The organism is Streptomyces sp. NPDC005181 (genome assembly GCF_040608395.1).
GTDB lineage: Bacteria > Actinomycetota > Actinomycetes > Streptomycetales > Streptomycetaceae > Streptomyces.
Genome location: NZ_JBEXID010000146.1, coordinates 1 through 10,247 on the forward strand (window position 1 = coordinate 1; position 10,247 = coordinate 10,247).

At 68.5% G+C, this 10,247-nt stretch carries 8 protein-coding genes; 7 read left to right on the forward strand and 1 reads right to left on the reverse strand.

What is annotated here, in order from left to right; genetic code table 11:
• Positions 1–184 precede the first annotated feature (184 nt).
• Positions 185–394 carry a hypothetical protein gene (locus ABZV38_RS37755; protein ID WP_356333151.1) on the reverse strand — a complete coding sequence of 70 codons (210 nt, stop codon included), beginning with the start codon at positions 392–394 and terminating at the stop codon, positions 185–187.
• A 716-nt stretch (positions 395–1,110) separates the two neighbouring features.
• On the opposite strand from ABZV38_RS37755, the gene ABZV38_RS37760 reads away from it, so the two are divergent.
• From ABZV38_RS37760 to ABZV38_RS37790, 7 genes are all read left to right on the forward strand, one after another.
• Positions 1,111–3,057 (forward strand): acyl-CoA dehydrogenase family protein, encoded by a 1,947-nt coding sequence (locus ABZV38_RS37760; protein ID WP_356333154.1) that lies wholly within the window; start codon positions 1,111–1,113, stop codon positions 3,055–3,057.
• A gap of 90 nt (positions 3,058–3,147) precedes the next feature.
• The gene (gene aroA, locus ABZV38_RS37765; protein WP_356333156.1) at positions 3,148–4,395 is read left to right on the forward strand and encodes a 3-phosphoshikimate 1-carboxyvinyltransferase; all 1,248 of its coding nucleotides are present in this window, start codon (positions 3,148–3,150) and stop codon (positions 4,393–4,395) included.
• Positions 4,396–4,429: 34 nt separating this feature from the next.
• Positions 4,430–5,059, forward strand: a complete 630-nt coding sequence (locus ABZV38_RS37770; protein WP_356333158.1) for a hypothetical protein — start codon at positions 4,430–4,432, stop codon at positions 5,057–5,059.
• Between the two features lie 315 nt (positions 5,060–5,374).
• Positions 5,375–6,103 (forward strand): hypothetical protein, encoded by a 729-nt coding sequence (locus ABZV38_RS37775; protein ID WP_356333160.1) that lies wholly within the window; start codon positions 5,375–5,377, stop codon positions 6,101–6,103.
• Between the two features lie 1,211 nt (positions 6,104–7,314).
• Positions 7,315–8,568, forward strand: coding sequence for a 1-deoxy-D-xylulose-5-phosphate reductoisomerase (gene dxr / locus ABZV38_RS37780; RefSeq protein WP_356333164.1), 1,254 nt, complete (start codon positions 7,315–7,317; stop codon positions 8,566–8,568).
• Positions 8,565–9,875: a site-2 protease family protein gene (locus ABZV38_RS37785; RefSeq protein ID WP_356333162.1), complete on the forward strand. Its 1,311-nt coding sequence runs from the start codon at positions 8,565–8,567 to the stop codon at positions 9,873–9,875. The genes dxr and ABZV38_RS37785 overlap by 4 nt, the downstream gene beginning before the upstream one ends.
• 208 nt (positions 9,876–10,083) lie before the next feature.
• On the forward strand, positions 10,084–10,247 hold a 164-nt coding region (locus ABZV38_RS37790), incomplete at its 3' end, for a flavodoxin-dependent (E)-4-hydroxy-3-methylbut-2-enyl-diphosphate synthase (protein ID WP_352263283.1).

Below are 10,247 nucleotides of genomic sequence, written 5' to 3' on the forward strand. Positions count from 1 at the left end.
ATCACGGTGGCCGTACTCATGCCCGCAGGCGCCCCATCACCCAGCTGGCCAGCACCGACGCGTCACACGACCGCATCTACAGCTGCCGTGTCTGAACATCATGCGCTACTTCTAAAGCACGCCCTGGGCCCCGTCTGGCGCGGGCGGGACAGCCCTGGCTCCCTCCGGATGTGCAGGGCTTACGTCACGCCGCTTCGTACCGGTGGGCCCGTCCGCCGCGCCACTCGGTCCAGTGCGGGTCGTCGAGGAGATCCCAGGCGTCGTCGAGGCCGGCCCGCCGCAGGAATTCGACGAGGTCACGGTCAGTGTGGGCGAGCCCGACGATCTGCCCGTTGACGGCGACACTGCGCCCGCCGGTGGGGGAGAGACCGTGGACGACTATCGGCGCGCTCATCCCTCCAGGGTGGCCCGGTGCAGCGGCGGGCGCATCCGGCTGGCCCAGGTGCGCGGGCCCCCCAAGCTCCGTATCTGGCCGTGGATGTGCTGGCCGGCTGCTCCCCGCACCCGCGGGGACGGTCCCTCCTGCAGACCGAGGTAGGCGGCGCATCAGACCGCCTGTGCGCGACCGAAGGACTTGCGTCTCTCGGGTTCGTCAACCAGAAGGATGTATGACCCGGTCTGGCCATCCACGCGAATGGTTTTGGCCAGCTTGGCGGCCGGTGCGGCTGGTGGTGGTGGAGCCCAGGGGAACGGGTACCGCAGGTCAGGGCACCTTCGCGTTCCCGGCTTTCCCATGGTTTTCCCACGGGAAAACGGCGGCGTGCTGAAGCGGCTAAAAGCGGGCTGGGACGGTTTGATGCGGGCCGAGGCTCTGAAAGTTTATGCTGGTCAGAGGGAAACCGCAGGTCAGGGCGGTGCGAGGGGCCCACTGTGCGGGGGCTCCGGCCGTTCCTGCTTACCCCTCGCCCAGGCCCGGCCGCAGGTCGCCCGTTGAACGTGCCACTGGAGTGGCTCGCGACCCGATCGGCGTCCGAGGGCTGGTGAGGGCGGCAGGAATCGGGTACATACGGACGAGTAGCACCGGTTGGTATGCCTCGGCAGGCGCGCATGCGCGCTCCGCGCGGACCGGCCGGGTCCGCCCACCCGACAACGCGGCGAGGTGAGCTCCTCATGTCCGCACCATCCGCTCCGAAGAACACGCCCAAGGTCACCGAGCGTGAAGCGCGTCAAGTGGCCGAAGCCGCACGCGAGCAGGACTGGCGCAAGCCCAGTTTCGCCAAGGAACTCTTCCTCGGCCGCTTCCGGCTGGACCTGATCCATCCGCATCCCATGCCGCCCGCCGACGACGTCCGGCGCGGCGAGGCGTTTCTCGCCAGGTTGCGCGACTTCTGCGAAACCAAGATCGACGGCGCTCTGATCGAGCGTGACGCGAAGATCCCCGACGAGGTCATCAACGGCCTCAAGGAGCTCGGCGCCCTCGGGATGAAGATCGACCCGAAGTACGGCGGCCTGGGACTGACCCAGGTCTACTACAACAGGGCGCTCGCCCTGGTCGGCTCCGCCAACCCGGCGATCGGCGCGCTGCTCTCCGCCCACCAGTCCATCGGCGTACCGCAGCCGCTGAAGCTCTTCGGCAGCCAGGAGCAGAAGGACACGTTCCTTCCGCGGCTCGCCCGCACCGACATCTCGGCGTTTCTTCTCACCGAACCGGATGTCGGCTCCGACCCTGCCCGCCTCGCCACCTCGGCCGTCCCGGACGGTCCCGACTACATTCTCGACGGCGTGAAGCTGTGGACGACCAATGGTGTCGTAGCCGACCTGCTGGTCGTCATGGCCCGCGTCCCGAAGTCGGTCGGCCACAAGGGCGGCATCACCGCGTTCGTCGTCGAGGCGGACGCCCCGGGCATCACCGTGGAGAACCGCAATGCATTTATGGGGCTGCGCGGGCTCGAGAACGGCGTGACCCGCTTCCACCGCGTCCGGGTTCCGGCCGCCAACCGCATCGGTCCCGAAGGTGCCGGCCTCAAGATCGCCCTCACCACCCTCAATACGGGACGGCTGTCCCTGCCCGCCATGTGTGTCGGCGCCGGCAAGTGGTGCCTGAAGATCGCCCGCGAATGGTCGGCGGTCCGCGAACAGTGGGGCAGGCCGGTTGCCCGGCACGAAGCCGTCGGCGCCAAGATCTCCTTCATCGCTGCCACCACCTTCGCACTGGAAGCTGTCGTCGATCTCGCCTCCCAGATGGCGGACGAAGACCGCAACGACATCCGGATCGAAGCGGCCCTGGCCAAGCTGTACGGCTCCGAGATGGGCTGTCTGATGGCCGACGAACTGGTTCAGATCCGCGGCGGCCGGGGCTTCGAGACCGCCGACTCCCTCGCCGCCCGGGGCGAGCGTGCCGTCCCCGCCGAACAGCTCCTCCGGGACCTGCGGATCAACCGGATCTTCGAGGGGTCTACGGAGATCATGCATCTGCTGATTGCCCGTGAGGCCGTCGACGCCCATCTGAAGGTCGCGGGCGACCTGATCGACCCTGACAAACCGCTCTCCGCCAAGGCGAAAGCGGGAGCGAACGCGGCCGGCTTCTACGCCCGCTGGCTGCCCAAACTGGTCGCGGGCCCAGGACAACTTCCCCGCACCTACAGCGAGTTCCATCCGTCCGGCCACCCGGACCTCTCCACCCATCTGCGTTACGTCGAACGCTCCGCCCGCAAACTGGCCCGCTCCACCTTCTACGCGATGTCGCGCTGGCAGGGCCGCATGGAGACCAAGCAGGGCTTTCTCGGGAGGATCGTCGATATCGGAGCGGAACTCTTCGCGATGAGTGCCGCCTGCGTCCGCGCCGAACATCTGCGCACCACCGGCGATCACGGCCGCGAGGCCTACCAACTCGCTGACGCCTTCTGCCACCAGTCCCGCATCCGGACCGAGGAACTCTTCACCCGCCTCTGGTCCAACACGGACAACCTCGACCGACGCGTGGTCGATGCCGTCCTGGCCGGTGCGTACACCTGGCTGGAGCAGGGTGTCGTGGACCCGAGCGGCGAAGGCCCCTGGATTGCCGACGCCACCCCCGGCCCGGCCACCAGGGAAAACGTTCACCGCACCATCCGCTGACCGTCGGACAACCGGGCCGGCCGGGCGGGGCGCGTCCGCTCGCTGGACGCACCCCGCCCGGCCGCGCGCCGCACGGCAGGATGGGGATCCGTGACCATCATGCGCATCCCCGGTTCCAAGTCCGTCACCGCACGTGCCCTCTTCCTGGCTGCCGCCGCGGAGGGCACCAGCACTTTGGTACGCCCCCTGTGCTCGGACGACACCGAGGGCTTCGCCGAGGGCCTTGCGCGCCTTGGCTACGACGTCACGAAGGAAGCGGACCGCTGGCATATCGCGGGCCGCCCGGCCGGACCCGCCGCCACCGAGTCCGACATCTACTGCCGCGACGGCGCCACCACGGCACGCTTTCTGCCGACCCTCGCCGCGGCCGCCCCCTCCGGCACCTATCGCTTCGACGCCTCCGCGCAGATGCGCCGCCGGCCCCTCGCTCCGCTCACCGAGGCTCTGCGCACGCTCGGCGTCGATCTGCGCCACGAGGCAGCCGAGGGCCACCACCCGCTGCGGATCACGGCGTCCGGGGTCCAGGGTGGCGAACTCACCCTGGACGCGGGGGAGTCCTCCCAGTACCTCACCGCACTGCTGATGCTCGGACCGCTGACGGCGGAAGGGCTCCGGATCACCGTCACCGACCTGGTCTCCGCCCCGTACATCGAGATCACCCTCGCGATGATGCGCAGCTTCGGCGTCGAGGTGACCCGTGGCGGCCACGACAACAACGTCTTCACCGTGCCGCCCGGCGGCTACCGGGCCACGCCCTACGCCATCGAACCCGACGCATCCACCGCGAGCTACTTCTTCGCCGCGGCAGCCCTCACCGGCCACGAGGTCACCGTCCCCGGCCTCGGCAAGGACGCACTCCAGGGCGACCTGCGGTTCGTTGACGTACTGCGCCGCATGGGCGCCGATGTGCACAGAACCTCGGATTCCACCACCGTCCGATCCAGCGGCACACTCTGCGGACTCACGGTCAATATGCGCGACATCTCCGACACCATGCCTACGCTCGCCGCACTCGCGCCCTTCGCCTCGGGCCCGGTACGCATCGAGGACGTCGGCAACACCCGGGTGAAGGAGTGCGACCGGCTGGAGGTCGGCGCGGAGAACCTCCGGCGGATGGGCATCACTGTCGAGACCGGTCCGGACTGGATCGAGATCCACCCCGGTACACCACACCCCACGGAGATCACCACCCACGGCGACCACCGCATCGTCATGTCGTTCGCCGTCGCGGGCCTGCGGGTTCCCGGCATCTCCTTCGACGATCCCGGCTGCGTACGGAAGACGTTCCCTCAGTTTCACGAGGCATTCGCCCAGTTCGCGGAACTCACGAACCGTTAGGGTTCCTGGGCCCACGTCGCTCCCGGGAGTTCTCATGTCCACGCCGCCCCACCACCCTCTTCCGTCGTTCGGATCCGTCGTGTCGTGCCACATCTGCGGTGCGATACCCGCCGTCCACACCGTGGTGCGCGGACACCAGGGCCTTGTCATCACGCTCCGCTTCCTGACCGAGGAAGGCGCCTTCTGCCGTATCTGCGGAACCGCCACGTACCGCAGAATGACGTCCAACACCCTGTGGCAGGGCTGGTGGGGCCTGCTGTCCGTGTTCGCCGCTCCGGTCACGATGCTGATGAACATCGGTGCCCGCTCCCGCATCCGCTCCCTGCCCCACCCCGTGGGGAATCTGCGCCCCCAACTCGCCCCCGGCCACCGCGTCCTGGCCCGCCCGCCCGCGCTCGCCATCATGACCGTCCTGGTCCTGGCGCTCGCCACCGTCGTCGTACCCGGGCTGATCCCCGACACCCAGCCCACGTTCACGGCCGGAGACTGTGTCCGTAACAACGCCCAGTGGCCCGACCAGGACCTGGAAGAGGTCGGATGCAGCTCGCCCGAGGCCGAATTCTGGATCTCGGACGGAGACAAGTGCTGGGGCAAGGACTGGCTGTTGTATCTGGAATACAGCGCCGAGCAGAAGTCCCTGTGCGCGCACCCGATGTCGAAGTAGGCGCACTCATCGCCCTCGACACCGATGAACCGACGCACTGCCACTCGTATCACCTGGAATCACCGGCGACAGGCCTGGGACAGAGATCCTGACGAAAGCTCACTGTCCGTGACCGCGCCGGTCGTCCATGCTTCTGTGATCGATGCGGCACGACCGGAACCATGGGCATGCAGCACAATCGAGCCTCGATCAAGAGCGACGGACTTCAGCACAATCAGCAGAACCTGCAGAAGCAGAAGAACCAACATCACCGACAGCGAAATGGGGGCAGGGATGTTCGGGGTGGAAATCCAGCGCGGGCAGTGGCGCCGAGCCGTGACTGTGACGATTGCAGTCGTGATGGCTCTGGGCGCCACCTCGTGCAGCAGCGACAAGGACGGTTCGGGTAGTCCGGACGGGTCCGGCGGCTCAGGGAAGGACGACAAGCCCTCGGCGTCGGCCCGAGGGCCCAAGGCGCTCAGCGAGGCACGGCTGAAGGCGGCTTCGTTCACCGACGGGCAGGCCGTCGGAAAGTACACGGCCTCCGAGTACACCCTCGACGGCCCTCTCGGCGACGCCTACACCGCAGATCCGGCCGGCTGTCAGCCGCTCGTCAGTCTTGCCGGTGATGTCAGCGACTACGCCCCCGCCGCTCAGGTCCAACGCAAGGTCGACATCCCCGATGAGATGCTCGGCATCACCGTCGATGTCACTCTCCGGTCGTACACGAACGGCGATGCGGCCGAGGTCATGAAGGCGCTCGACAAGGCCGGCAAGCACTGCGCCGGGGGATTCACCGAGGAGCGGGCCCTCGCGAGCGCGAAGTATCTGAAGGTCGAGCCCGCCAAGGCCCCCGGCTTCGCGACCGAGGCCGACGAGGCCAAGGCCTACCGCTTCACCATCCTCGACGTGAAGGGGAAGCTGAAGCTGTACGAATACCTCACCGTCGTCCGCTCCGGCTCCACCACCCTCGCCTTCCGCGGCGAGATCACCGGCACCAAGGACATAGGCGGCATCCCGCAGGACGTCATGACCGCGCAGTGGACCAAGTTCCGCGCAGCATGATTGCCGCGCTTGCCCAGCTGCTTCGGCACGCCCCATATGCGATCGTCCCGGCTCTCCTGGCCCGGCTCGACATGCAGCAGCGCGACGAGCTCCTCGCGGACCACCCTCCGGTGCCGCCCGTCGTGGAGTACGTCATCACGGACGGCAGCACCACCGACCGAGTCGCACTGGCACGCAACAAGCAGAGCGAACGAGCGGTGCTGGCAAGCATGCTGGAGCGCCGCGAGTACGAGGTGGACCGGGCCGTGTACGCCCACCGGCGTACCACCGGCGCCATGCGGCGAGCCATCGCCCCGGCCGTACGCGTACCCGAGCTGGACACCAGTGAGCTCGTCGCACTGTTGCGAGGCCATCAGCGGGTACGCCACGCCTTGCGGATCCTGGACGCACCCCACGGCCTCGACCTTGCCGAGCTGGTGGCCGAGCACCGGCGTGAGCCACTGCCGCCGGGCGCCGTCGAGGCACTGATCCTGAGCGGCGAGTGCCGGCGCGAGGTGGTACTCGCGCTCCTCGACACCCGGGGGACCCGCTCGTACAGCCGCTGGTGGTACCGCCCGGCCGTGAGGGCGGTCCGGATCGGCGCGATCACGCCCGCCGAACTGGTCCGTCACCACGCCCCCCTGGACCGGACCCTGCTGCTGCCGACCATCCAGGTCCGGGGAGGGCTGCGCTGGAACGACGCAGAGCGTGCTGCCGTACAGCGAGAGATCGACCGGTTCCTGTGCCCGCCGGGCCCGGTGGGCGAGCGTCCGCATGCGGTGGACGAGCCCCTGCCCCACGCGCCGACCGAAACCACGACCGCACTGGTGCCCGGTGTCCCGGCGTCGGCCCGGACTTCGCCCGACGCCGTGCTCACAGAGCTCGGCCGTATCGACGGACGATCGCACGTTGCCCGTCGCAAGCGAGCCCTGGCCGTCGGGCTGATCACCGGTGACGATGTGGTCCTGAACGGCGCCCCCGCGCTCCGCGCGCTCGACGAGAGGTGGTGGCTCGGTGAGCCGGACCATTTCGACCTGCCCGAAGCCGTCGCAGCTGCCCACGCACGCGCCACGGCGCTGACCCGTGCCGCCCTGGGCGAGGATCCCGAAGCCTGGTGGGCCGTGGCCCAGCGGCTGCCCACATTCACAGGAACGCTGCCGGAGCTGCTCTTCCCGCAATTCTCCGGGGACGCGCTGTCGGCCCGTTGGGCCGATGCGGCAACAATGGGGGGCATGAGCGACACCCCTGCCCCCCTTGCCGACCCGCATCTCGTCTTCGACGCAGCGGAAGGCCGCCGGGATCTCGTCATCCTCGGCTCCACCGGGTCCATCGGCACCCAGGCCATCGACCTGGTGCTGCGCAACCCCGACCGCTTCCGCGTCACCGCGCTCTCCGCCGCGGGCGGCCGGGTTGCCCTCCTCGCCGAGCAGGCCCGGCAACTGAGGGTGCGCACCGTGGCCGTCGCCGCACCGGATGCGGTGCCGGCCCTTCGGGAGGCGTTGCGCGATCAGTACGGGGCCGGGGAGCCGCTCCCCGAGATCCTGGCAGGTCCCGACGCCGCCACGCAGCTCGCCGGGAGCGACTGTCACACCGTGCTCAACGGAATCACCGGCTCGATCGGCCTCGCCCCCACGCTCGCCGCGCTCGAGGCCGGCCGCACGCTCGCCCTCGCCAACAAGGAGTCGCTGATCGTCGGCGGCCCCCTGGTGAAGGCACTGGCCAAGCCCGGCCAGATCATCCCGGTCGACTCCGAGCACGCCGCACTCTTCCAGGCGCTCGCCGCCGGTACCCGCGCCGACGTGCGCAAGCTTGTCGTCACTGCCTCCGGCGGCCCCTTCCGGGGACGGACGAAGAGCGAGCTGGCGAACGTCACGCGCGAGCAGGCCCTCGCGCACCCGACCTGGGCCATGGGCCCGGTCATCACGATCAACTCCGCCACCCTCGTCAACAAGGGGCTGGAGGTCATCGAGGCTCATCTCCTCTACGACATCCCGTTCGACCGGATCGAGGTCGTCGTCCACCCTCAGTCGTACGTTCACTCCATGGTGGAGTTCACCGACGGCTCCACCCTCGCCCAGGCCACCCCGCCGGACATGCGCGGACCGATCGCCATCGGCCTCGGCTGGCCTGAGCGCGTCCCGGACGCGGCACCCGCGTTCGACTGGTCGAACGCCTCCACCTGGGAATTCTTCCCGCTCGACAACGACGCCTTCCCGTCCGTGGGACTGGCCAGGCACGTGGGCACACTCGGCGGCACCGCCCCGGCAGTGTTCAACGCCGCGAACGAGGAGTGCGTGGACGCTTTCCTGGCAGGACGGCTGCCGTTCAACGGAATCATGGATACGGTCACTGCGGTGGTGGCCGAACACGGCACCCCGCCGACGGGAACTTCACTCACGGTCGCAGACGTCCTGAAAGCGGAGACCTGGGCGCGGGCCCGGGCTCGGGAACTCTCGGCGAAAGCGACAGCGGAGGCGCGCGCATGAGTATTACGACGGTCCTGTTGACGATTCTGGGCATCGTCGTCTTCGCCATCGGCCTGCTGTTCTCGATCGCCTGGCACGAGCTGGGGCACCTGTCGACCGCGAAGCTCTTCGGCATCCGCGTCCCGCAGTACATGGTCGGCTTCGGACCGACCATCTGGTCGCGGAAGAAGGGCGACACCGAGTACGGGATCAAGGCGATTCCGGCCGGTGGCTACATCCGCATGATCGGCATGTTCCCGCCCGGTCCGGACGGGCGGCTGGAAGCGCGCTCCACCTCGCCGTGGCGCGGCATGATCGAGGATGCGAGAGAGGCCGCCTTCGAGGAACTCGAGCCGGGTGACGAGAAGCGTCTCTTCTACACGCGCAAGCCGTGGAAGCGCGTGATCGTGATGTTCGCCGGACCGTTCATGAACCTGATCCTGGCCGTCGCGATCTTCCTCGGGGTCGCGATGACTTTCGGCTTCCAGACCCAGACCACCGAGGTCGCGGGTGTCCAGCGGTGCGTGATCGCCCAGAGCGAGAAGCGCGACACCTGCAGGAAGAGCGACCCGGTCTCGCCCGCGCAGGCCGCCGGACTGAAGAAGGGCGACATGATCGTCGCCTTCGACGGCCAGAAGGTGGACGACTGGGCCACCCTCTCCGACCGGATCCGCGAGACCATCGGCCCCGCCACCCTCACCGTTCAGCGCGACGGCCAGGAGAAGACGCTCCACGCCGTGCTGCAGAAGAACTCGGTGGCCAAGAAGGACTCCAACGGTGAGGTGGTCCCCGGCGAGTTCATCCCGGCCGGATACCTCGGCTTCGCCGCTCGGACGGACATCGTCCCGCTCTCCCTCGGCGACTCGGTCGTCCGTATGGGCGACATGATCGAGAATGGCGTCGACTCGATCATCGCCCTCCCGTCCAAGATCCCGAGCCTGTGGAACGCGGCCTTCAGCGACGGGGAGCGAGCAGCGGACTCCCCGGTCGGTGTGGTCGGTGCGGCCAGGATCGGCGGCGAGGTGATGACGCTCGATGTCCCTGCGACGAGCCAGATCGCGATGATGCTGTTCCTGCTCGCAGGCTTCAATCTCTCGCTGTTCCTCTTCAACATGTTGCCCCTGCTGCCGCTCGACGGCGGGCACATCGCCGGAGCGCTCTGGGAGTCCCTGCGACGCAACGTGGCGCGGGTCTTCAAGCGCCCCGACCCCGGCCCCTTCGATGTCGCCAAGCTGATGCCCGTCGCCTACGTCGTCGCCGGTGTCTTCATCTGCTTCACACTGCTGGTTCTGGTGGCCGACATCGTCAACCCGGTCAAGATTTCCTGACCTGCCAGGCGCGCAGATCGCACCCTGCGCGCCGACCGCATCGCGTGCACCACGGGTGGCGGCCGGACATACACCCGGTGTCGGGCCGCCTATCTTTGGGCTCACTCAGGGATGCGGTGTGCTCCGGGATCTCACCCGTGGCGTAACCTCGAAGGTCGGAGCCCGCCGATCTCGGGACCTTGATCCACACCTTGGGGATGCTCAGCGCATGACTGCGATTTCTCTCGGAATGCCGTCCGTTCCGACCAAGCTCGCCGACCGGAGGGTCAGCCGCAAGATCCAGGTCGGGTCGGTGGCGGTCGGTGGGGATGCGCCGGTGTCGGTGCAGTCGATGACCACGACCCGGACGTCGGACATCGGTGCGACGTTGCA

Coding starts and splice junctions, on each gene's coding strand:
- ABZV38_RS37760 (WP_356333154.1), top strand. CDS start 1,111: ATGTCCGCACCATCCGCTCCGAAGAACACGCCCAAGGTCACCGAGCGT.
- ABZV38_RS37770 (WP_356333158.1), top strand. CDS start 4,430: ATGTCCACGCCGCCCCACCACCCTCTTCCGTCGTTCGGATCCGTCGTG.
- ABZV38_RS37755 (WP_356333151.1), bottom strand. CDS start 394: ATGAGCGCGCCGATAGTCGTCCACGGTCTCTCCCCCACCGGCGGGCGC.
- dxr (WP_356333164.1), top strand. CDS start 7,315: ATGAGCGACACCCCTGCCCCCCTTGCCGACCCGCATCTCGTCTTCGAC.
- ABZV38_RS37785 (WP_356333162.1), top strand. CDS start 8,565: ATGAGTATTACGACGGTCCTGTTGACGATTCTGGGCATCGTCGTCTTC.